Source organism: Paraburkholderia saeva, from assembly GCF_907164555.1.
In the GTDB taxonomy this organism is placed as follows: Bacteria; Pseudomonadota; Gammaproteobacteria; order Burkholderiales; family Burkholderiaceae; genus Paraburkholderia; species Paraburkholderia saeva.
In genome coordinates, this window is sequence record NZ_CAJQZC010000003.1 from 679,198 (window position 1) to 699,989 (window position 20,792).

The 20,792-nt window shown below is 64.0% G+C and carries 19 protein-coding genes; 9 read left to right on the plus strand and 10 right to left on the minus strand.

The features are described 5' to 3' along the window. The first annotated feature begins 32 nt into the window (after positions 1 to 32). A complete protein-coding gene (locus tag LPA36_RS11195; RefSeq protein ID WP_228876398.1) occupies positions 33 to 1,127 on the plus strand; it encodes a porin in 1,095 nt (364 codons plus the stop codon). A gap of 58 nt (positions 1,128 to 1,185) precedes the next feature. On the opposite strand, the gene LPA36_RS11200 is transcribed toward LPA36_RS11195, so the two are convergent. The 6 genes from LPA36_RS11200 to LPA36_RS11225 form a co-directional block, all read right to left on the minus strand. Next, positions 1,186 to 1,392 (minus strand): hypothetical protein, encoded by a 207-nt coding sequence (locus LPA36_RS11200; protein ID WP_228876399.1) that lies wholly within the window; start codon positions 1,390 to 1,392, stop codon positions 1,186 to 1,188. Between the two features lie 183 nt (positions 1,393 to 1,575). Then, entirely contained in the window at positions 1,576 to 2,088 is a 513-nt protein-coding gene (locus LPA36_RS11205) for an arsenate reductase ArsC (RefSeq protein ID WP_228876554.1), read from the minus strand. A gap of 260 nt (positions 2,089 to 2,348) precedes the next feature. Then, positions 2,349 to 3,509: an MFS transporter gene (locus LPA36_RS11210; RefSeq protein WP_228876400.1), complete on the minus strand. Its 1,161-nt coding sequence runs from the start codon at positions 3,507 to 3,509 to the stop codon at positions 2,349 to 2,351. Beyond that, the gene (locus LPA36_RS11215) at positions 3,506 to 4,300 is read right to left on the minus strand and encodes a DeoR/GlpR family DNA-binding transcription regulator (protein WP_228876402.1); all 795 of its coding nucleotides are present in this window, start codon (positions 4,298 to 4,300) and stop codon (positions 3,506 to 3,508) included. Before LPA36_RS11215 ends, LPA36_RS11210 begins: the two co-directional genes overlap by 4 nt. Positions 4,301 to 4,437: 137 nt before the next feature. Beyond that, the gene (locus tag LPA36_RS11220) at positions 4,438 to 4,713 is read right to left on the minus strand and encodes a DUF1488 domain-containing protein (protein WP_228876403.1); all 276 of its coding nucleotides are present in this window, start codon (positions 4,711 to 4,713) and stop codon (positions 4,438 to 4,440) included. 102 nt (positions 4,714 to 4,815) lie between these two features. Continuing rightward, entirely contained in the window at positions 4,816 to 7,362 is a 2,547-nt protein-coding gene (locus LPA36_RS11225) for an adenosylcobalamin-dependent ribonucleoside-diphosphate reductase (RefSeq protein ID WP_228876404.1), read from the minus strand. Positions 7,363 to 7,662: 300 nt separating this feature from the next. Between LPA36_RS11225 and LPA36_RS11230 the strand changes: the two genes are divergently transcribed. Further along, positions 7,663 to 8,148 carry a thioesterase family protein gene (locus tag LPA36_RS11230; RefSeq protein WP_228876405.1) on the plus strand — a complete coding sequence of 162 codons (486 nt, stop codon included), beginning with the start codon at positions 7,663 to 7,665 and terminating at the stop codon, positions 8,146 to 8,148. 36 nt (positions 8,149 to 8,184) lie between these two features. On the opposite strand, the gene LPA36_RS11235 is transcribed toward LPA36_RS11230, so the two are convergent. Beyond that, on the minus strand, positions 8,185 to 8,472 hold the full coding sequence (locus LPA36_RS11235) for a DUF3331 domain-containing protein (RefSeq protein WP_228876406.1): 288 nt from the start codon (positions 8,470 to 8,472) through the stop codon (positions 8,185 to 8,187). 356 nt (positions 8,473 to 8,828) lie between these two features. On the opposite strand from LPA36_RS11235, the gene LPA36_RS11240 reads away from it, so the two are divergent. Continuing rightward, positions 8,829 to 9,902 (plus strand): AI-2E family transporter, encoded by a 1,074-nt coding sequence (locus LPA36_RS11240; protein ID WP_228876407.1) that lies wholly within the window; start codon positions 8,829 to 8,831, stop codon positions 9,900 to 9,902. Here LPA36_RS11240 and LPA36_RS11245 read toward each other — a convergent pair. Together LPA36_RS11245 and LPA36_RS11250 are read right to left on the minus strand one after the other, a co-directional pair. Further along, on the minus strand, positions 9,844 to 11,061 hold the full coding sequence (locus tag LPA36_RS11245) for an OpgC domain-containing protein (protein ID WP_228876412.1): 1,218 nt from the start codon (positions 11,059 to 11,061) through the stop codon (positions 9,844 to 9,846). The two genes, LPA36_RS11240 and LPA36_RS11245, sit on opposite strands and share 59 nt — an antisense overlap. A 330-nt stretch (positions 11,062 to 11,391) precedes the next feature. Beyond that, the gene (locus tag LPA36_RS11250; RefSeq protein ID WP_228876414.1) at positions 11,392 to 11,979 is read right to left on the minus strand and encodes an NUDIX domain-containing protein; all 588 of its coding nucleotides are present in this window, start codon (positions 11,977 to 11,979) and stop codon (positions 11,392 to 11,394) included. A 109-nt stretch (positions 11,980 to 12,088) separates the two neighbouring features. Here LPA36_RS11250 and LPA36_RS11255 point away from each other — a divergent pair, with 109 nt between their 5' ends. The 4 genes from LPA36_RS11255 (at position 12,089) to prpR (ending at position 16,991) form a co-directional block, all read left to right on the plus strand. Next, positions 12,089 to 12,844 carry a DeoR/GlpR family DNA-binding transcription regulator gene (locus LPA36_RS11255; RefSeq protein ID WP_228876416.1) on the plus strand — a complete coding sequence of 252 codons (756 nt, stop codon included), beginning with the start codon at positions 12,089 to 12,091 and terminating at the stop codon, positions 12,842 to 12,844. A 150-nt stretch (positions 12,845 to 12,994) separates the two neighbouring features. Then, complete coding sequence (locus tag LPA36_RS11260) at positions 12,995 to 13,411, plus strand: DUF3465 domain-containing protein (RefSeq protein WP_228876417.1); 417 nt, start codon at positions 12,995 to 12,997, stop codon at positions 13,409 to 13,411. A 509-nt stretch (positions 13,412 to 13,920) separates the two neighbouring features. Further along, a complete protein-coding gene (locus tag LPA36_RS11265; protein WP_228876419.1) occupies positions 13,921 to 14,769 on the plus strand; it encodes a peptidoglycan DD-metalloendopeptidase family protein in 849 nt (282 codons plus the stop codon). Positions 14,770 to 15,017: 248 nt separating this feature from the next. Further along, positions 15,018 to 16,991 carry a propionate catabolism operon regulatory protein PrpR gene (gene prpR, locus LPA36_RS11270; protein ID WP_228876421.1) on the plus strand — a complete coding sequence of 658 codons (1,974 nt, stop codon included), beginning with the start codon at positions 15,018 to 15,020 and terminating at the stop codon, positions 16,989 to 16,991. Between the two features lie 428 nt (positions 16,992 to 17,419). Here prpR and LPA36_RS11275 read toward each other — a convergent pair whose 3' ends face one another. After that, positions 17,420 to 17,818: a hypothetical protein gene (locus LPA36_RS11275; RefSeq protein ID WP_228876423.1), complete on the minus strand. Its 399-nt coding sequence runs from the start codon at positions 17,816 to 17,818 to the stop codon at positions 17,420 to 17,422. A gap of 275 nt (positions 17,819 to 18,093) precedes the next feature. Between LPA36_RS11275 and LPA36_RS11280 the strand changes: the two genes are divergently transcribed. After that, positions 18,094 to 18,549, plus strand: a complete 456-nt coding sequence (locus LPA36_RS11280; RefSeq protein ID WP_228876424.1) for a (2Fe-2S)-binding protein — start codon at positions 18,094 to 18,096, stop codon at positions 18,547 to 18,549. 1 nt (position 18,550) lies between these two features. Beyond that, the gene (locus tag LPA36_RS11285; protein WP_228876426.1) at positions 18,551 to 20,779 is read left to right on the plus strand and encodes a xanthine dehydrogenase family protein molybdopterin-binding subunit; all 2,229 of its coding nucleotides are present in this window, start codon (positions 18,551 to 18,553) and stop codon (positions 20,777 to 20,779) included. Positions 20,780 to 20,792 lie beyond the last annotated feature (13 nt).

A 20,792-nucleotide genomic window follows, 5' to 3' on the forward strand; every position in this document is an offset into this window, starting at 1 on the left:
ACGTGATGAAAAGAAAAAAATTGGCATTACTAATGACATCGACGATAGCCATGCTTGCTGCCGGCGAAGTGCACGCGCAGTCGTCGCTGACGTTGTACGGGGTGATGGATGTGTTCGCGGGCTATCAGTCTGCGAATGTGGGCGGAAAGAGTACGTCGCTGTATGTACTGGGAAATAACGGCGAGTTGACGAGCCGCTGGGGCTTGCGCGGTTCGGAAGATATGGGCGGCGGGTACCGCACCACGTTTGATCTGGAAAACGGATTTGATCCGGGGACGGGAAAGCAGCAGAATCCGTATCGCTTCTTCGACCGTCAGGCGTGGGTGGGCGTCGCGGCGCCCTATGGCGAATTCAGGTTCGGCCGGCAAAATTCGCCGATGTTCGCATGGAGTGGAAATCTGGATGCGTTTGGCGCGGCCACGTATGGCTCGGGCTTCAACAACTTCGCGAACTGGCAGGCGCGCGTCGACAACGACATCAGCTACATTTCACCGCGACTCTTCGGAACCCAGCTTGAAGCGCACTATTCCGTGGGCGGCCAGCCTGGGTCCCTCGCTGGAAACGCGGTCTATCAGATTGGCGTGCAATCCACCCAGGGCCCGGTCTATCTCGCCGCCGCCTACCTGAACGCAGCCAATGCGACAAACTCATTTCGTGTTCAGGAAATCATGGCGGGCGGTAACGTCGACTATGGCTGGGGGCGAATCTACCTCGGCTGGTTCAGGGCCAACGATGTGATTTCTGCCACGACCGGCAACGCACTGGCCAATCCCGCAGGCAAGTATGACCCGGCAACGGGCCCGGTCGGCAACACGCCGGGTGACTATCACACCACGTGGTCGCTCTCGGCCGATTACCGCTTCAGTCCGTTCCTGTCCGTGGGCGCTGGATATGCCTATATCAAGGACAGTTCGTCGCTCGGCAATGACGCAAGCCAGATGAGCGCGATCGTGAACTACGACCTTTCGAAAACGACCCGGCTGTATGGCGTCGTTTCGCGACTCAACAATGACAAGGGCGCGCAGTACAAGATGGCAGGCGCCAGTATCACGACAGGTACATTCCTGACGCCCGATCGTGGACAGAATGAAACGGGTGTGCAGATCGGTCTGCGGCATCTGTTTTGATCAACGAATACGCCTGGGCAGCAAAGGAACGCTATCCGGACGTCGTAAAAGCCCCGCTTTAGAGGTCGCGCTGCTCGGGTAGCAGCGCGAGCTCGATCGCCAGCCAGCCGATATCGCGCAGTGCCAGGATTGCGCACGCCCGTTGCGAAAATTGTAGAACCCAATCTGTTTCTTTTATCGACAGGAAATACGCCAGAATGGCTGATGCAGCGCAGTTTGTCCGGACTGGAAAGCGGCGAACAATTTTTAAAAAGGCCTCCTGCATTGATTTTTAGCGATTTGTGATCCCCTTGCAAACCGGTTATTCACTTGTTTTTTGGATGACGATTAACAGAAAATTTGGAATGCTAATGAAGATCCCCGTGAGGTCGAAGGCCATGCAGCGGAGCGGATAGCAGTGTGTCGCCGAAGGCATCAAGGCGCGCGCCGCATCACGCGGCGCGGCGCATTAACCCGCGCAGAGCATCTCGTTTGCGCCGGGTACAGACGCGACGTTCGTCGCGAATCCCGATGTCGACCGCGCTTCAAGCGGCGAAGTCATGAACACCGTGACGCGGCGCACGATCTGCCAGAATACTTTTTCGAAGGCGCGTGACTGACCGGCTTCGCTCATGCCTTCCGCGAGCGGATCGGCAAAGTGCCAGCGAATCGAACGGGGCTCGCCAGGGAATGCCGGCGCATGGAATCCATCGACGCAATCGTCCAGCGCGATGACGAGGTCCATCCGCGGCGCCCAGTCACCTGTGAACTCGTGCCAGCTTTTGGGACTGAGAACAGCCAGGTCGGATACGCCTGGCCGCAGTTGTGCAATGGCAAGCGGATGCACCCGTGCCGCGGGCGTTGCACCCGCGCTGAATGCTTCGAACCGGTCGCCCGCCAGCTCGCGTAGCAACGCCTCGGCCATGATGCTGCGGGACGAATTCTCCCGACAGAGAAACAGCACCCTGTATTTTATGGTCACCCTCATACCCCGTTTTGCGCATTTTCTGGTTATGTGCGGGATTCTGCCGGGTCAGTTTTACATGCCGGCGACAGAAAGATGACCTGAGATAATTCTGCCGTCAATCCGGCCTTGTCCTTTCTGTTGAAGATTTCTGCCGGCGAGGCGCCGGGCCTGCGACCTGCGGGCCGGCCGGAACCCCCGCCGGCGTTGAGCCCTGAAGCCGTTCTGCCTGAACGACGCATCTGATCTGGCGGCCACCCGGGCGTGGCCGCGGCCCGCTAGACCTGATTCGCCGCAGCCCCGATCCGCGTATGACTGACGGCCCGGGCGCCGGTGAGACAGACCACAAGCGCGGCGACGACGAGCACCCCGAGCGCAAGCCGCAAACCGACCACGCCCGCGCCGAAGCCGATCAGCGGCGGCCCGACCAGAAAGCCCGCATATCCGGCCGTCGCCGCCATCGATACGCCGATGGCCGGCGTCAGTGTCGAGCGGCCCGCCGCACTGAAAATCACCGGGACGATATTCGCGAGCCCCACGCCGACCATCGCGAAGCCGACGCACGCGGTCACGATGTTCGGCATGCCCAGCACGAGCGCGAGGCCGGCGGCAGCGATCAGACCGCCCGTCGCGACCACGCGCGCCGGTCCGAAACGATGAACCGACACGTCGCCGATCACACGGCAGGCCGCCATCGAGAGCGCGAACGCGGAATAACCGAGCGCCGCCGTGCTGGCCTCGCCGGCGAGCGCCGAGCGCAGGTACACGGCGCTCCAGTCGGCCACCGCGCCTTCGACCATCATGCACAGGAACGCCAGCGCGGCGAGCTTCAGGACGCCGGCGTCGGGCAACGCGAATCCGCCGGCGGGCGCGCTCGAACGCGCGCCGACGTCGCGCAGCGCGAACAGGGCGGCACCCGCAACAAGTGCGCCGATGAAGAGGTCCGGCAGTGCAAGGCCGCCCACGACGCCAATCCCTGCCTTCTGAAGCATGCCGCCCGACGCGGCGCCGAGCAGGCCGCCCGCGCTCCACGCCGCGTGGAACGACGACATGATCGGCGCGTGCCATTGCGCCTCGATCGAGCTGGCGTGTCCGTTCATGGAGACATCGAGCGCGCCGTTCGCCGCACCCAGCAGAAGGAGCACGAAACACAGTGTCGCGAGATTCGGCATGAGCGCCGGAAGCGGCAGTGCCATGACAAACGCGACGCCGAGCATCGCGGTCGCGCGGCCGCTGCCAAAGCGCGGCGCGAGCCGACCGGCGAGCGGCATCGCGACGATCGCGCCGAGCGCGAACGCGAAGAGCGCGATACCGAGCGCGGCGTCGCTGAGTGCGAGAGTTTCCTTGATGCGCGGGACTTCGACTGCCCACGCGCCAATCCCGAAGCCGTTGGCGAGGAACACCGCCAGCGTCGCAATACGTTCGTTGACGGGTTTCATGAGGTGGCCACCATCACGGTATCGAACATGGCCCGGAGGCTTTCGAGACGCCCGGCCGGAAGATCCGCTTCGACAACCAGGAAGTCGATCGCGGAAGCCGGCGCGACGATGTACGGCGCAGCGGTCATCAGCTTCTCTGAGGTGGATGCGATCGCGACCTGGCCGCTCGCCTTCACCATCGCCCGCTTGAGTTCGGCCTCTTCGGGTTCGAACGCTGCGATGCCTTCGGTGGGGTCGAGCGCGCACGCGCCGAGAAAACACAGGTCGGCGCGGATCTGCTGGATCTGGAGCAGGGCGGTCGCACCGGTCGCGCCCGCGGTGCGCCGGCCGACGCGCCCGCCGATCAGGATCACGTCGAAGCCCGGCCGCTCCTGCATGCGCATGCACGCTTCCGCCGAGTTGGTGATGACGGTGAGGTCCGCGTTGTCCGGCAACGCCTGCGCGATCGCGACGTTGGTCGAACCCGCATCGAGAAAGACGATCTGCTTCGGCCGGACAAGTGACGCCGCGACACGCGCAAGACGCGCCTTGCGATCGACGCCCTCCTGCATCCGGACCGAGGCCGCCACGCCGGCAGGCGAGGTCAGGATCGCCCCGCCATAGACCCGCTTGCAGTGACCGGCGCTCGCGAGGTCGCGCAGATGGCGGCGCACGGTGTGTTCGGAAGTCTGAAGCTCGGTCGCGAGTTCGGAGGCGAGCACGCGGCCCTGCGCCTGAAGTCGCGCCAGAATCAGCCGTTGCCGTTCGTCCGGAAGAAGCCCTTCGATCGCGTCCTGCCGTGTTCGCTGCATGGTCTTGCTCCGTTTTGCGCGCTTGCTCGAAACCGTGAATCGATCACAATAGAGCAAAATATATCGTAAACGAGCAAAACGGACAACACGAAAGCGACTGGCTCCAGCGGAGCCAGTCGCGAAGTTGAATGAATCCCTTAGTGCAGGACCGTCCTGAATTCTTCGAGACCCAGTCTGACCGGAGTCGACTGGAAGGACTTTCTGGTTTCCGCGACCCGGAGAATCTCGTAGAGCGCGTCTTCGAACGCGACGAGCAGGTCGGCGCGCCGCTTGCTGGCAGCGCCGCAGTAGGCCATCAACGCTTCCGCGCTCACTTCAAAAACCTGTACGCGGTCATCAAAACAGACACGAAAAGCGACCGTTGCGCACTCCGTTACGCACGGCCGGAACGCTTCATCAACATATACGGACATGGCGATCTCCCAACACAGCTCTCCCGAGAGAACAGGATGACAGTCTGGTAAATCCAGTCTGTGGGACAACCGCCATTCGTCGCAAGGTCGCGGAAAATCCGTCTACCCGCACGCGCCGATTTCCCCACAGGCCGTACAAAAATCGCAGCCGTCTTTCCGGATGACGGCGTTCGCGCCACAGTAGTCGCACTTGCTGCCGAGCATCGTCGGCGCGGCGGCGGGTGCGCCAGCAACCGGGCCGGAACCAGCGCCGGAGTCCTCCCTGACGTCATTGTGCCGCGCGTTGGCCGTGGCTGCATGCGTGGTGTCGACCATCTGCCCGCGCGGCAGGCGCGCGAGCAGGCGCGACGGCACCTGATTGCCGTCCGCGTCGAGAAAGCCGCGACGATGCAGGATCTGCTGGATCGCGTAGCTGAGCGCCGCGACTTCCGAGTCGTGCCAGCGCGGCGAACGATGTCCGTCGGGCCGTTGCACTTCGCCGAGCCGAACCTGGCCGCGATCCCACGACACCTTGCGCATGTCCTGCAGGTTGCGCGCGATAAAGCCGCCGCGCGCGGCGAGCGACAGCGAGCGCATCGTCGCCGTGATCCATTGCTGCGATTCGTCGCGCTGGCCGGCCGGAATAAAGATTTCGATCGGGCGCTCGATGGTGATGTCTTCGCCGGCAATGCGCCCGGTGACCTCGATGAACGATACCGCCACGTAGAGCGACTTCTTGCCGATCTGCGTCAGGTACTCGACCTTCTCGATGATGGCGGGCAGTTCCCCTCTCGGGCGATGGTCGATCGTCACGCGCAGCGGGTCGAGATCCGCCGCACCGGGCGTGTCGTCGGGCGTGGCTGACTCCGTGGGCGAGACGCTCAGCACGGCGCCGAGCGTCTCGTTCGGACGATACGTGGCAAGCCCTTTGAGGCCGCTCTTCCACGCGTCGAAATAGAGGCTCTCGAAATCCTCGAACGGATAATCGGCGGGCACGTTCACCGTCTTCGAAATCGACGTATCGACGAAGGGTTGCACGGCCGCCATCATCTCCAGATGGTCGCGCGCGGACATCGCCAGCGCGCTGACGAAATACTCAGGCAGCGCGTCGACGTCGCCGCCGAGTTCGCGATAGAGCCGCCACGCGTGATCTTCGACGGCGAACTGCTGACGGCTGCCGTCGGCCATGATCTTCATGCGCGTATAGGTCCACGAGAACGCGGGCTCGATGCCGTTCGACGCGTTGTCCGCGAACGCAAGGCTGACCGTGCCGGTCGGCGCGATCGAAAGCAGATGGCTGTTGCGAATGCCGTGACGACGGATCGCATCCTTCAGGTCGTCGGGCAGGCGCGAGGCGAACGTGCCTTCTTCCAGATAACGTGCTGCATCGAAAAGCGGGAACGCGCCGCGTTCGCGCGCGAGTTCGACCGACGCGCGGTACGCCTCGTCGCGCATCAGCTGCGCGACATGGGCCGCGAAATCGCGGCCTTCCTGCGCGTCGTAGCGCAGACCGAGCATCACGAGTGTGTCGCCCAGACCCGTGAGGCCGACGCCGATACGACGCTTCGCCGCAGCCTCGTCGCGCTGTTCGTCGAGCGGCCAGAGCGTGACGTCGAGCACGTCGTCGAGAAAACGCACCTGCGTGCGTGTGCGCGCGGCGAGCGCTTCCCAGTCGAACGAAGGCGTGCCGCCGTGCATCTGCGCAAACGGATCGACGACAAAGCGCGTGAGGTTGAGCGGCCCCAGGTTGCAGCAGCCATACGCCGGCAGCGGCTGCTCGCCGCACGGATTCGTGGCGCGGATCGTTTCGATCGCGCGCAGGTTGTTGTCCTCGTTCATGCGCGACACGAACACGACGCCCGGTTCGGCGACGTCATACGTCGAGCGCATGATCTTGTCCCAGATTTCGCGCGCGGGTTGCTCGGCGTAGATCCAGTAGCCGTCTTCGCGCTGGCGCAGATCGTTCGCCGCGCGCATCGCGGGCGAAGGCTCCGCGCGATGCACGAGTTGCCACGGCGCATTGGCTTCGACCGCGCGCATGAACGCGTCCGTCACGGCGACCGACACGTTGAAGTTGTTCCAGCGTCCCTTCGAATGCTTGGCTTCGATGAATTCGATGAGGTCAGGGTGATCGCAATCCAGCACTGCCATCTGCGCGCCACGCCGCGAGCCGGCGCTTTCGACAGTGCGACATGACGCGTCGAACACATCCATATAGCTGCATGGTCCGGATGCCGAGGAACTCGTGGTGTGAACGCGCGCGCCCCGCGGGCGGATCGCGGAAAAGTTGTAGCCGACGCCGCCGCCACGCCGCATGGTTTCGGCGGCCTGCAACAGCGCGACGTAAATACCGGGCAGGCCTTCGTCGTCGACGCCCTGGATCGAGTCGCCGACCGGCTGCACGAAGCAGTTGATGAGCGTCGCCGCGAGGCCGCTGCCCGCCGCGCTCATGATGCGGCCGGCGCCGAGCGCGCCGTGCAGCAGGTTGTCGACGAAGCGGGCCTCGATCACCGGGCGCAATGCTTCCGGCTCCGCCATCGCCACGCCGCGCGCGACGCGCCGGTAGACATCGCCGACTGTCTGCTCGTCGCCCTTGGCGTATTTTTCGAGCATGACGTCGGTGGAGAATTGCTGCGGAGCAATCGATAGCGTCGGATCGTTTTCTGCCATGGTCCCGTCCCAAACAGCGTTGCGCGGATGATGCGATGCGGTGGAGTTCGCGACGCGCCGGGCCGGCGGCATGTGAGCCGCAATCCGGCGGCGCGATCCGTCTCACGGTACCGCACACGACCGTTCGCCGCAATCGCCCGCCGGGACGCGGTTCAAATGGGGGCGAGCCGGTGGCGCGTCTCCTGGCGTCCGCGCAGGTCAGGGCGAAGAAGCCGGGCTCGCTGCAGCACATGACGCCGACGGTTTACGATGTGGCCGACGGGTGACTCATCTCTGCCCGGACTGGAACAGGACAATCCCATGCCCGACGAAACGCCGCTGGTTGTGTATCGCGACACGGTTCGCGCCGAATGGGTGGACTACAACGGCCATTTGCGCGACGCGTTTTATCTGCTGATTTTCAGTTACGCGACGGACGTGCTGATCGACCGGATCGGACTCGACGATGTGACCCGCCGGGCGCGCGCCCGGTCGATCTATACGCTCGAGGCGCACGTCAACTATATGCACGAGATCAAGGAAGGCGCCCCGGTGCGCGTCGAGGTGCGCGTGCTCGCGCACGACGCGAAGCGGCTGCATATCTATCTGGAGATGTTTACGGACGCCCGCCGTGTGCCAGTGGCCGCCGGCGAGCAGATGCTGCTGCACGTCGATACATCGGGGCCGAAAGCTGCTGCGTTCGACGCCGATATCGCGGCGCGCATCGAAGCGCTCGTCGAAGCGCAGTCGCAGGCGAACCTGCCACCGGCAAAATATTGTGGCCACGTCATCGGCCTGCCTGCGTGAGTCAATACCCGAGCGGGCTGCCGGGATGAAACCGGATCAGGCGTCGAGCAGGTTGCCGAGGATTTCGGCGGAGATCATTGCCGCTGCGTTCGAAGGCGCGGGGCGCTCGGCCGGCTTGAAGACGGCGTCGCCGCGCCGGATCTTGCTGCGCGACAGCGCGCAGGTGCCCGAGGTATGCGCCGAGCGGCGGCGCCAGCGCTGCTCGCCGTAGTGGCAGCGGCCCGGCTCGACCCAACGGATGACCAGCGTCGTGTCGGAGCGCTCGAGAATATCGATGTGCACGCCTTCTGTTCCGCTCAGAGATAGGGACGCTATGGACTGCATGGTCGGCTCCGTTGTGGGGTGTGCCCGAATGTAGTCCCGCGCGCGCAAGAAGAACATTGTGCAGCCGTTGAAACACCGTTCCAATAATGGCAACAATGGCGTCATTCCCAGTTTGCGGGACGAAACGACACGGCTCGCCGCCCGTCCTGCGCGATATGGCATATTTTTGCAACACAGTGTTGTTTGTGGCGCGACATATTGCCGGTGCCCGATTGGGCGCCGGGTCGCCTGCGCGCCCATCCCGGAACGCGCGCCGGGCATCCTTTAAGATGCAGGATCGCTTCGCGCGTCGCGCCGGAAGGCGTCGTGCCTTTTGAGCGCATCGCGCGCCGTTATCCATTCAGCCTTGAGGCCTCATGAACCAGCGTCTGCCCGCATCGCCCGATCCGCAATCCAGCCGCCGGAAAGCCCAGAAGATCGGGCTGCAGGTGCTGTACGTGGCGCTCGTGCTGCTGGCGTTGTGGATCGTGCGCTCGTTCATTCCCGCCGTGGTCTGGGCGATCGTGATCGCGATTGCGCTCTGGCCGGTGCTCAAACGCGTGGAAGGCCACAACCTGTTTCAGGGCCGCACGACGATCATTGCGCTCGTGTTCACGACGGCGGTCTCGCTGCTCGTGGTGCTACCGGTTGGGCTTGGCATCGCCCAGGCGCTCGCCGAGGCGCACGATCTTCTTGCCTGGTTTCGCGACGCGCAGGAGAACGGCATTCCGGTGCCGGACTTCGTCAGTCATCTGCCGTTCGGCGTCGCCCAGATCACCACCTGGTGGCAGACGAATCTCGAACTGCCGCTGCGCGGCTCGGCCGCGATGAAGGGCCTGCACAGCGAGGCCGTGCTGACCTTCGGGCGGCATTTCGGCGCGCGCGCGGTGCACGTGCTCGTCGTGTTCGGCTTCATGCTCGTGACGCTCTTCATGATCCTGCAGGCGGGCCCGAAGCTCTCCGGTACGCTCCTCACGGGCGTGCACCGTGCGTTCGGCCCGGATGGCGCGCAGCTGATCCAGCGCATGGTGAGCGCGGTGCGCAGCACGGTCACGGGTCTCGTCGTGGTCGGGCTCGGCGAAGGTGCACTGCTTGGGATTATCTATGCGCTCGTCGGCGTGCCGCATGCTGCGCTGCTTGGCCTCGTGACGGCCGTTGCCGCGATGTTGCCGTTTTGCGCGCCGATCGTGTTCTGCGGCGCGGCGCTCTGGCTGTTCACCCAGGGCGCGGTCGCAGCCGCGCTCGGCCTTGCGGTGGTCGGCTTCGTCATCGTATTTATCGCCGAGCATTTCGTGCGCCCGGTGCTGATCGGTGGCTCGACGCGGTTGCCGTTTCTGCTCGTGCTGTTCGGCATTCTGGGCGGCGCGGAGACGTTCGGCCTGCTCGGGCTCTTTATAGGCCCGGCGTTGATGACCGTGCTGATGGTGCTGTGGAACGACTGGGTGCGCTAGTCGCAGGGGCGGGGCGTGCCATACGCGTTGTGTGCCCGATACCCGCGACGCTTCGCGTGCGATTTCGCTGACGGCTCACGCACGACGCAAAGAAGCGCGAAACCGGCTCCGCCGCATGCGCGACCACAAGCAGCGAGCCGACCGCGATCGCGTCGGCGAGGAGACCGAGCGGGACGTCGAGGAGGCCATCCGTTGCCTGGTACAGCAGCGAATCGACGACGAGCGAAATCACGGTTCCCGCGACGAAGCACACGAGACCCTTGCGGCCGATCAGGCTGATCCAAGGCAGCTTCTGCGCGATCTTGCCGGCCCAGCCGACGCGCACGACGTTGGCGACCAGCCATGCGATCGCCAGAAAATTCACGGCGCGCAGCCACATCAAATTCTGTTTGAAGCTTGCGTCGAGCGGGGCGGTTTCGATCGCGAGCCTGTAATACGCCGCCGCCGCGACAACGCCCGCGGCCAGCAGCGTGACGAGCCAGCCCATGCGATGCGCGGTGATGCGCGGGTAGACCGGCTGGCAGCGCGCGATCACGCCCAGCACGAACATCAGCTGCCACGCGAGCGGGTTGAAGTCCCATGGCGTGTCTTCGGCGCCCGGCAGCCAGCCGGCCAGATGCGGCGCGGCGGCCCACAGCGCGACGCTGCCCGCGAGCAGCAGCCATGGCTTGCTGCGCGCAAGCGGCAGCGCGACGGGCACCATCAGCGCGAAGAACGTGTACATCGGCAGCACGGATGCCAGATACGGCTGACGGCGCAGCAGCAGGATATCGCCGAGCGATGCGAGCGGTGCGTCGATCAGTTCATCAAGATCGTTTGTCGGCAGATTCGGCGCGTCGACGCTGAACGCGAGCATCACTGCGCTCACGAGCAGCATCAGGCCCGCAGTCACGAGAAACGCGCGATAAATCTCGAGCGAACGTTTGAGGAAGCGATTGCGGGCGATCGCATCGGTGCGTCGTTCGGCGAGTGCGGCGTATGCGGTCGCCGTAGCGAAGCCGCCGAGGAACACGAACACTTCGGCCGCGTCGCAGAGCGCCCATGCGTGCAGCGTGAATCGCGACAGGATGCTGCCGCCGATGTGATCGACCACGATGATGACGAGCACAAGCCCACGAAAAAAATCAAGCTCGATGAAGCGGTGTTGCGACTGTTGCATAAGTGTTGCCATAACGACCTCACGCAGACGCACGCCCGACGCGTGACTGCCAGCATGAAGTTTGCTGAATAGGGGAGCCCGTATCGCATGCTGCCTGCGCTGCCGAAGGGGCGCGCGAGGCAACGCAAAATGCGACGGAAGCGCGGCAGGCGCAATGCGGAGCGACGCAAGCCGGCTGGTCAGACGATCGGAAAACGGCTGCAGGACCGGTAGAACTGACCGGTGGTGATAACGTAAGTTCCTGGCCGCCACCGCAGTTTCACCGCGTAATCCAGGCGGCCGATGTTAACAGGTTCAGGCATTGCGCTCAGCGAACCCGACAGCCGCAACTCAACGCGCGAAGAGTTCAAGCGCGGCGTACTGCAACAACATGATGGTCTTGCCATCGACGATCTCGCCACGTCGAACCATCGCCAGTGCATCGGCGATCGGGTATTCGAGCACTTCGATGTCTTCGCCTTCGCCGGCTACGCCGCCGCCACGGCTCACCTTCGAAGCAGGGTCGTACTGCGCGACGAAGAAGTACAGCTTCTCGGTCACCGAGCCCGGGCTCATGTAAGCCTCGAACACCTTGCGCACGTCGTGTACGCGATAGCCGGTCTCCTCTTCGACCTCGGCGCGAATCCGCATTTCGGGCGAGGCCGCTTCGAGCAGTCCGGCCGGCGCCTCGATCAGCATGCCGTCGTGTCCGTTGACGAAAACGGGCAGCCGGAACTGGCGCGTCAGCACCACGGTGCGTCGATCCGGGTCGTACAGCAGCAGCGTCGCGCCGTTGCCGCGGTCGTAGGTTTCGCGGCTCTGGCGCTGCCAGGTGCCGTCGGCGCGCTGGAAATCGAACGTCGTTTTCTTCAGTACATACCAGTCGTCGGAAAGGACTTCGACATCGACGATGCGTACGCGCTCTGCAGTTTCGTTCATGAAATGTCCTCTTATGCGGATTCGCTACCGGCAAAATTCATGATATCGTGCATATTCATGCAATAACAAGTAATTTCGTGCGTCCAATTTTCAGCAAGAGTCCGCTCCCATGCTCACGTCGCAAAGAAAACAGCTGATCCTCGATATGCTCGCCCGCGAGGGCCAGGTGGTCGCCAGAACGTTGAGCGCGGCGTTCGGTGTATCGGAGGACACGGTGCGTCGCGACCTGCGCGAACTCGCGGGCGATGGGCGTCTGCAGCGCGTGCACGGCGGCGCGTTGCCGTCGTCGCCGGCGGCGGTGGATTTCGCGGGGCGACAGGGCATCGAATCGACGGCCAAAGCCGCAATCGGCCGGGCCGCCGCGCAGATGATCGCCCCCGGACAGATCGCGATCGTCGACGGCGGCACGACAGCCGTTCAACTCGCACGCCACCTGCCGCGCGACCTGCGCGCGACGATCGTCACGCATAGCCCGAGCGTCGCGGTCGAACTCGCGCAGCACACCGCACTCGAAGTCATCCTGATCGGCGGCAGGCTGTTCCGGCATTCGATGGTGGCCGTCGGCGCGGCCGCGCTCGAAGCACTCGGCCACATTCGCGCGGACGTGTACTTCATGGGCGTGACCGGCGTGCACCCGGAAGCCGGGTTCAGCACCGGCGATCTCGAAGAGGCATACATGAAGCGCGCGCTCGCGGCGCATGCGGCGGAAACGATCGTGCTGGCGTCGGCGGAAAAGCTCAACGCGGCGTCGGCGTACATGATCGCGGAGATTACCGCTGCGAGCACGGTGGTCGTCGAGGAGGACACGCCCGCTGCGCTCACCGCGCCGCTCGAGGCGCTGGGCGTGACGATCGTGCGCGCATGACGATGCGGACGAGCGCGCGTTGAAACTCGCGTACGCAATGCTGCTCAAACGATTTCGCGTGTGGCGCGACCCGATACACGGGTTCGCAACACGCGCTGTTATGCCGTCATGATGCCGTTCGCACAGGCCCGTCACGTTGGGGAGATCGTCATGAGCAACCGCGCCACGCAGATCCTGCCGCATCATCGTTTCGTCTATTCGCTGGGTGCGCCGCTCGCCTGCGTGCAAGGGACGATCTCACGCGTTTTCGCCGCGCCTGAACATCACAACGGCGCGAACCACCAGCACTTCATCGTGAAGATCGACTCGGTCGTGAAGTTCGAGGGCGGCCAGCAGAATCTTGTCGGCACCGAAGTGTTCGTCGCCGTGCGCTTCGGCGACAACGAAGGGCTCGCGCAGGAAATTCCGGGCCTCAAGGCTGGACAGCCGGTCGAAGTGCAGGGCGAATACATTTCCGAAGCCAGCGCCTATCCGACCGAAGACAACCGCAATCCTGTGCTGCCGGTGCTGCACTTCACCCATCACCCAGTCGGCTTCGTGAAATACGCGGGCGAGTACTACAGCTAGCACCGTCGCGCAAAGCCGCATGCATTCACGCCTTTCCTCAAGTTCGTGAGCATGCTGCCGTTAAGAAAGAGGCGGTCGTGCCAGCAGACGGACAGGTTTCTGACCTGAACGCCTGCGCCGTGCTGGACGAGTCACGGGGCCACGATCGCACCCCACGTCCGGTGGATTTCCGTTTTTCGCGCACAGGTTGCGGCGATATGGACTTCAGCCGGTCGAAATATTCTCTTCGTAAGCATTTGTATCGAGTTGTTCAGGCAGCGCGCAGATTGTGAAGCGGCCATTACAATGCTGCGTGAAATTTAATCGTGAATCTGGCCCTTTTCGTATGAGGAAAGTGTTCCTGTTGCGGGAATGAGATGGCGGCTTCACGTGCGGACCGGCGCAGGCTGGTTGCGGACACAACGATGTGAGTTTTCCACGTTGCCGTACGCACAAACGCTAATACGTGAAAGCACGCCTTCTGCGCAACGTACGAAAAGCGGGGCCACTGAAAGACGCAGGAGTCGAACATGTTGAGAAGTCGCTTCGACAGGACAAGAACAGGTCTCGCCGGTTTGTGGGTTGCCGTGGCGATCAGCGGCTGTGCGAACGTGGGGCAAGAGGGCGCTTCGGCGGATAGCGCGGCATCCAGTGCGCAGGCTGCGGCGGCTGCCGCAGCGGCTTCCGATGCAGCCGCACAGGTGCAGCAGGCGGCAAGCGATGCGGTCGCCACCCGCACCGTCACGACGACCAAAACGACCCACTACCGGGTCAAACGTGGCGACACGCTGGCGCGCATCGCGCAGAAGAACAATTGCAGCGTGAAGGATCTGCTGGCGTGGAATCATTTGAGCGCGTCGGCGCACGTCAAGAAGGGCCAGACGCTCCGCATCGTGACGCAGCAGACGGTGACCGTTGCCGCGGACGGCAAGCCGGTCGCTTCGGGCGCAGCGTCGAACTCCGCGGGTTCGCGCGAGATGGCAGCGCAGACCGCACGCGCCGCGAAGAGCGTGGCGCTCGCGTGGCCGGCGCAGGGCGCTGTCGTCGAGCCGTTTCAGGCGGGCGAAACGCGTGGTATCGAGATCGCGGGCAAGCCGGGCGACCCCGTGCGGGCCGCCGCCGACGGCAAGGTCATGTATGCCGGGACCGGCCTCAACGAGTACGGCAGCCTTATCATCGTCCAGCACAACAAGGACTTTCTGACGGCCTACTCGCACAACCGCAAGCTCCTCGTCAAAACGGGCGACGTCGTGCATCAGGGGCAACAGATCGCCGAAATGGGTAACGAGAACAACACGCGCGTCTCCGTGCTGTTCGAGTTGCGTCACGACGGCAAGCCGGTCGATCCGATGCCGTATCTGCCGTCGGGCCGCAGCTAGCGGGATCGGTTCGGCATCGGTTCAGCATCGGTTCGTTCAGGCTCCAACGCGTAGCGCGAGATATAGCGGCCCCGGCAAGCGACTTGCCGGGGCCGCCTGTCGTTGCTCCGATGCACGTCGCGCAGGGCACGGGACGGGTCGTTCGCCTCTGCGCTATCTCATTTCTTAAATGAAATATCGAATTTCACAGATGAAAGTTCGGTGCATAATCAAAGGATGAATCCAGCCTCCACGAAGCCCGAACGATCATGACGCCGTTTCCCCTGTCCGGCCCGCGTCCACGCGTGTGGGCAATCGGCATCAGCAAGCTGCGCGACCTGTACCGCGATATCGCCGGCGAGTACGACGGCCGCGCCGAGTTGCGGCTCATCTCGGCGGGTTTCGAGGACGCCGTCAACGAAATCGCGGCGGCCGGCTCAGACCGGCCCGACATCGTCGTTGCCGCCGGATCGAACGGGACGTATCTGAAGGCGCGCGTAAACGTGCCGGTTGTGCTCGTCACGCCCACTGGCTTTGACGTCATGCATGCGCTGGCACGCGCGCGGCGCGATGGCGCGTCGGTCGCGCTCGTCACGCACGGAGAAACGCCAGGCGAGCTGCGCCGCTTCGTCTCCGCGTATGGCATCGACGTCGTGTTCGCGTCCTACGAATCCGCGCAGGACGCGGAGACGTGCGTGCTCGATCTGCGCGATCGCGGCGTCGAGACGGTGGTCGGGCCGGGGCTTGTCACCGACCTCGCGGCGAAAGCCGGCATGGGCGCGGTGTTTCTGTATTCGCGCGCATCGGTGCGCGTCGCCTTCGATAACGCGCTCGAAGTGGCGCAGGCCACGCGGCGCGAAGCGGTGCGACGGCTGCGCCTCGACAGCGTATTGCAGCATCTGCGTGACGGCGTCGTCGCGCTCGATGCGCAGGGTCGCATCGAAGCGATCAACCAGCGCCTCGCGCTCACGCTCGGTATCGATCCCGCCGCCGCAGCCGGCAAACTGCTGCTCGATCTTGCGCCCGATATCGCGAATGCGGTGCCCGACGCCGAAGGCGAATCGCTGGAAACGGTGCGCGGCGTGAGCTATGTCGTGCATCGCGGCCCACTCGCGGACAACGGCGTCACGACCGGCTCCGTGTTGACGTTCCAGGAATCGCGCGCGGTCGAACGGCTCGACCGCACGCTGCGCTCGCGGCAACGCACGCAACAGTTCGCGGCGCGCTACACGCTCGACGATATCGTCGGCAAATGCGCGGCCATCGAGCGGGTACGGAGCCTCGTGCGGCGTTACGCGCAGTCGGATGCAACGGTTCTGATTCGCGGCGAAAGCGGCACGGGCAAGGAGATGGTCGCGCAGAGCATCCATCAGGCCAGCGCGCGGCGCGATTTTCCATTCGTCGCGATCAATTGCGGCTCGTTTCCCGAAGCGCTGCTGGAAAGCGAACTCTTCGGTTATGAAGAGGGCGCGTTTACCGGCGCACGGCGCGGCGGCAAGGCGGGCCTGATCGAAGCGGCGCATCGCGGCACGCTCTTTCTCGACGAAATCGGCGAGATGCCCTTGCCGCTGCAAAGCCGCCTCTTGCGGGTGTTGCAGGAGCGCGAAGTCGTGCGCCTGGGTTCGACGGAACCGACGCGCATCGATGTGCGCATCGTCGCGGCGACGCATCGCGGTTTGACGGAAGGCATCGATGCTGGCGAGTTTCGCGCCGATCTGTACTACCGGATCAACATCCTCAACATCGCGTTGCCGCCGCTGCGCGAGCGACAGGCGGACATCATGCCGCTTGCCGCCGAGCTGCTCGTGCAGGCCTCGCGCCGCGAGCCGCGCCTCGCACGTCAGATTCGCAACCTCGAAGACGCGGCCGCCGCGCTGCACGCGGTTCATGTTCCGTTGAGCGAACACACGTGGCCCGGCAACGTGCGCGAACTGCAGAACGTGATTGAACGGATTGCAGTCGAGCTCGGCGACCCGGAGGCGGGCGAACTGTCGGATGAAGTGCTGCGTTCGGTTGCGCCCGAACTGTTCGAGCGCGCTTCGCGTGAAGCCGCGAGCCTGACGTTACGTCAGCGCAGCCGCCGCGTGGAGGCCGACGAGATTCGTGCGGCACTCGACGCATGTAACGGCGACCGCGACCTGGCGTGCGAGATGCTCGGCATCAGCAAGACGACGTTATGGCGCAAGCTGAACGATGTCGGTCAAGCTGGCGATGCAAAGCCGCGAAGCCGTTCGTTGCGCTAGCAACGGATCGGAGGCAGCCATTGTCCCAGTCAGGCGAAGCGGCGTTGAACCATGCAGCGCCACCCACGCGACGCGTCGAAGGGCCTCCCGCAGAACCTCACCTTTGATTGCACGCTGCGCGGAAACAATCGCGACAAATAAGGTTGAATTTCTACACGAGCGATCCGTTCGAACCGTTCAAATGGACGCGCGATGCATAAAATCCCCTAAAACAAGGGCCTTCAGCGCAACTTGAGGGGCATGGTGACGGCGTTGTCAATAGCAAAGCATGCTTTGTGCGACATAACGCATGGTTTTTCGTCGCTTGAGACTGAAAAACCAATGGTGAGGATATTCGGGACTCGCGGACCCCATGCGATGCAGTCTTGACGGGGCGCACGACCTGAGCGGCGTTTGCCTGACACAAACGCCGCACATGCGAGGGCGCGCTATGCGCCTGCCGCGTCGCGCAGTACCTGCGCGACCTGACCGTGCGCGTGTAGCAGGTCGGGGTTCATCTGCAGCAACGGCAGATAGCGCGGCAGAAACACCGCGTTCGGGTCGCCGGGCGTGAAGAGGGCGATCACCGCTTCCGCCGCGGCTATCCGGTCGGCGGGCGTGGCTTCCTTGTCGTCGACGACTTCATCGATGTTCGCAATGAGCGTCGAGAGCGGCGTGATCCAGCGAAAGCCGGAGCCGTTGATCAGTATCTGAAGAAACGCCGCCGGCGTGGTCGGGCCAAACTCCTTCTCATACGACGCGCGCTCGTGGTCGAGAATCGACTTGTGCAGCGACAGGAGCGGTCTGCGAATGGTGTTCAGGAATTGAATCGCGCGCGCTTCGTTCATCGTTCTCTCCTTTCAGTTCGTCAACGGCGATTCTGACAGCTTGCCGGTAAACGCGTTGGTGCGCCGTCAGGCAACACGCAATTTCAGTCGGCGCTACAATCTTTTCGCCTCTTCCTTCATTGCCGTTCATTGCAGTCCCGCTGAATGTCTGGCGCAGGCCCCGCGCTGTTCACCAGCATAGTCCCGTATTAGCAATGGCCGACGGAATAAATTCCGGCCCGCCAGCGCGATTTCTCTCCACACCAGAACAATAGCCCCACAATCCGGAGTCGCTTATGACAACGCTTACCGTAAATGGACAGACTCATACCGTCGATGCACCAGGCGATATGCCGTTGCTCTGGGTGCTGCGCGACCTCGTCGGGCTGACTGGCACCAAGTTTGGCTGCGGCATCGCGCAATGTGGCGCGTGCACCGTCCATCTCGACGGCGTCGCGGTCCGCTCGTGCGTGCTGCCGGTCGCGGCGGTGGGCGAGCGCAAGGTGACGACGATCGAAGCCGTCGGCGACACGCCTGCGGGCAAGAAAGTGCAGACCGCGTGGCGTCAGATCGATGTCGTGCAATGCGGCTACTGTCAGTCCGGACAGGTGATGTCCGCGGCCTCGCTGCTCGCGTCGAACCCCAACCCGTCCGATGCCGATATCGATGCCGCGATGGCAGGCAACATCTGTCGCTGTGGCACGTACAACCGCATCCGCGCGGCCATCAGGTTAGCCGCAAAGGAGGCGTGACATGTCGCAAGGATTGCTCGATGCGAAAAACGACGGCACGCGCGGTGAAAAATCGCATGGCGTGTCCCGTCGCACGTTTCTCAAGTTCGGCGCGGCGGCAGGCGGCGGTCTGCTGCTCGGATTCAGTCTGCCGGCGGCAAGCCAGGATCAGGCGTCACGCAAATCGGTGATCGGCGGCGATGGTGTCGAGACGCCGCAGGACGGCGTATTCGCGCCGAATGCGTTCGTGCAGATCGACCGGACCGGCAAGGTCTCGCTCATCATTCCGAAGGTCGAGATGGGCCAGGGCGTGTACACGTCGATTCCGATGCTGATCGCGGAGGAACTCGAAGTGCCGCTCGACAGCGTCACGATCGATCACGCGCCACCCAATGCGAAGCTCTTCACGGACCCGCTGCTCGGCGGCCAGCTCACGGGCGGCTCGACGTCGATCCGGTACGCCTGGGAACCGATGCGGCGCGCGGGCGCCACCGCGCGCGTGCTCCTGATCAGCGCGGCCGCACAGCAGTGGCAGGTCGATCCCGCGACCTGTCACGCGCAGGCGGGCAACGTCGTGCACCCCGACAGCAACCGCAGCGTGGCGTACGGCGATCTCGTCGATGCCGCCGCGAAACTGCCGGCGCCGCAAAACGTGCAGCTTAAAAACCCGAAGGATTTCAAGCTGATCGGCACCGGCGCGAAGCGCCTCGATTCGCCGGAGAAGGTGGACGGCACGGCGGTGTTCGGTCTCGACGTACGTGTGCCCGACATGGTCTATGCGGCGATTGCCACGTGTCCGGTATTTGGTGGCACGCTCGCAGGCGTCGACGATACGAACGCACGAAAGATTCCGGGCGTGCGTCAGGTCGTGAAGTTCGACAACGGCGTGGCCGTGGTCGGCGACCACACATGGGCCGCGAAGCGTGGCGTGCAGGCGCTCGATATCAGATGGAACGAAGGCGCGGGCGCGCAGCTCTCGACGCAGCAGATCGTCGACGATCTCGCGAAAGCGTCGCAGCGCCCCGGTGCGGTCGCGCGCAAGGAAGGCGACGTGACGGGCGCGTTCTCCTCCGCGAAGACGCGTGTCGATGCCGTCTATCAGCAGCCGTTCCTCGCGCACGCGACGATGGAACCCGTCAACTGCACGGTCCATGTGCGACCCGACAGTTGTGATGTCTGGATCGGCACGCAGGTGCCGACGCGCATCGTCGATGCGGCAGTGACCGTGACGGGCCTGCCGGCGGAGAAAATCGTCGTTCACAACCATCTGATTGGCGGCGGCTTCGGGCGCAAGCTCGAGTTCGACATGGCGACTCAGGCGCTGAAGATCGGCAAGCAGCTTGGCGTGCCGGTCAAGGTCGTGTGGACACGGGAAGAAGACATCCAGCACGACATGTACCGCCCGTACTACTACGACAAAATTTCCGCGGGCCTCGACGCGAACGGCAAGCCGGTTGCATGGCAGCACCGCATCGTGGGCTCGTCGATTCTTGCGCGATTCGCACCGCCGGCGTTCAGGAACGGGATCGACCCCGATGCGGTTGAAGTTGCGTCGGACCTGCCTTACGACCTGCCGAACCAGCTGGTCGACTATGTGCGTGAGGAGCCGCATGCAGTGCCGACCGCGTTCTGGCGCGGTGTGGGCGCTACGCGCGGCACGTTCGTCGTCGAAAGCTTCGTGGACGAACTCGCGGTGACAGCGAAAATCGATCCCGTTAAATATCGTCGCGATCTGCTCGGCAAATCGCCGCGCGCGCGTAACGTGCTCGACGTCGCAACCCAGGCGGCCGGCTGGGGCAGTCCGGTGGCGCAAGGTCTGGGGCGCGGCGTTTCGGTGATGCATGCGTTCGGCAGCTTCTTTTCGATGGTCGTCGACGTAGCCGTCGACAAGGGCGAAGTCGCGGTCAAGCGCGTGGTGTGTGCGGTGGATTGCGGCATGGTGGTGAATCCGGACACGGTCGAGGCGCAGATCCAGGGCGGTGCGATCTTCGCAATCACGGCCGCGCTCTACAGCGAAATCACGATCAAGGATGGGCGCGTCGAGCAGAACAACTTCACGGATTACCGGATGCTGCGCATCGACCAGACGCCGCCCATCGAAGTGCACATCGTCAAGAGCGCCGAAGCGCCCGGCGGGATCGGCGAACCGGGTACGGCGGCGCTGATGCCCGCGCTGACGAACGCAATTTTTGCAGCGACGGGCAAGCGGATCCGGCAACTGCCGGTCGGCAGCCAGCTGAAAACGGCCTGAGCGGAGAACGTCG

Bases quoted from the DNA above. Each gene is read 5' to 3' on its own strand.
- LPA36_RS11195 (WP_228876398.1), top strand. From the start codon at position 33: ATGACATCGACGATAGCCATGCTTGCTGCCGGCGAAGTGCACGCGCAG.
- LPA36_RS11200 (WP_228876399.1), bottom strand. From the start codon at position 1,392: ATGCAGGAGGCCTTTTTAAAAATTGTTCGCCGCTTTCCAGTCCGGACA.
- LPA36_RS11210 (WP_228876400.1), bottom strand. From the start codon at position 3,509: ATGAAACCCGTCAACGAACGTATTGCGACGCTGGCGGTGTTCCTCGCC.
- LPA36_RS11215 (WP_228876402.1), bottom strand. From the start codon at position 4,300: ATGCAGCGAACACGGCAGGACGCGATCGAAGGGCTTCTTCCGGACGAA.
- LPA36_RS11220 (WP_228876403.1), bottom strand. From the start codon at position 4,713: ATGTCCGTATATGTTGATGAAGCGTTCCGGCCGTGCGTAACGGAGTGC.
- LPA36_RS11225 (WP_228876404.1), bottom strand. From the start codon at position 7,362: ATGGCAGAAAACGATCCGACGCTATCGATTGCTCCGCAGCAATTCTCC.
- LPA36_RS11230 (WP_228876405.1), top strand. From the start codon at position 7,663: ATGCCCGACGAAACGCCGCTGGTTGTGTATCGCGACACGGTTCGCGCC.
- LPA36_RS11235 (WP_228876406.1), bottom strand. From the start codon at position 8,472: ATGCAGTCCATAGCGTCCCTATCTCTGAGCGGAACAGAAGGCGTGCAC.
- LPA36_RS11240 (WP_228876407.1), top strand. From the start codon at position 8,829: ATGAACCAGCGTCTGCCCGCATCGCCCGATCCGCAATCCAGCCGCCGG.
- LPA36_RS11245 (WP_228876412.1), bottom strand. From the start codon at position 11,061: ATGCAACAGTCGCAACACCGCTTCATCGAGCTTGATTTTTTTCGTGGG.
- LPA36_RS11250 (WP_228876414.1), bottom strand. From the start codon at position 11,979: ATGAACGAAACTGCAGAGCGCGTACGCATCGTCGATGTCGAAGTCCTT.
- LPA36_RS11255 (WP_228876416.1), top strand. From the start codon at position 12,089: ATGCTCACGTCGCAAAGAAAACAGCTGATCCTCGATATGCTCGCCCGC.
- LPA36_RS11260 (WP_228876417.1), top strand. From the start codon at position 12,995: ATGAGCAACCGCGCCACGCAGATCCTGCCGCATCATCGTTTCGTCTAT.
- LPA36_RS11265 (WP_228876419.1), top strand. From the start codon at position 13,921: ATGTTGAGAAGTCGCTTCGACAGGACAAGAACAGGTCTCGCCGGTTTG.
- prpR (WP_228876421.1), top strand. From the start codon at position 15,018: ATGACGCCGTTTCCCCTGTCCGGCCCGCGTCCACGCGTGTGGGCAATC.
- LPA36_RS11275 (WP_228876423.1), bottom strand. From the start codon at position 17,818: ATGAACGAAGCGCGCGCGATTCAATTCCTGAACACCATTCGCAGACCG.
- LPA36_RS11280 (WP_228876424.1), top strand. From the start codon at position 18,094: ATGACAACGCTTACCGTAAATGGACAGACTCATACCGTCGATGCACCA.
- LPA36_RS11285 (WP_228876426.1), top strand. From the start codon at position 18,551: ATGTCGCAAGGATTGCTCGATGCGAAAAACGACGGCACGCGCGGTGAA.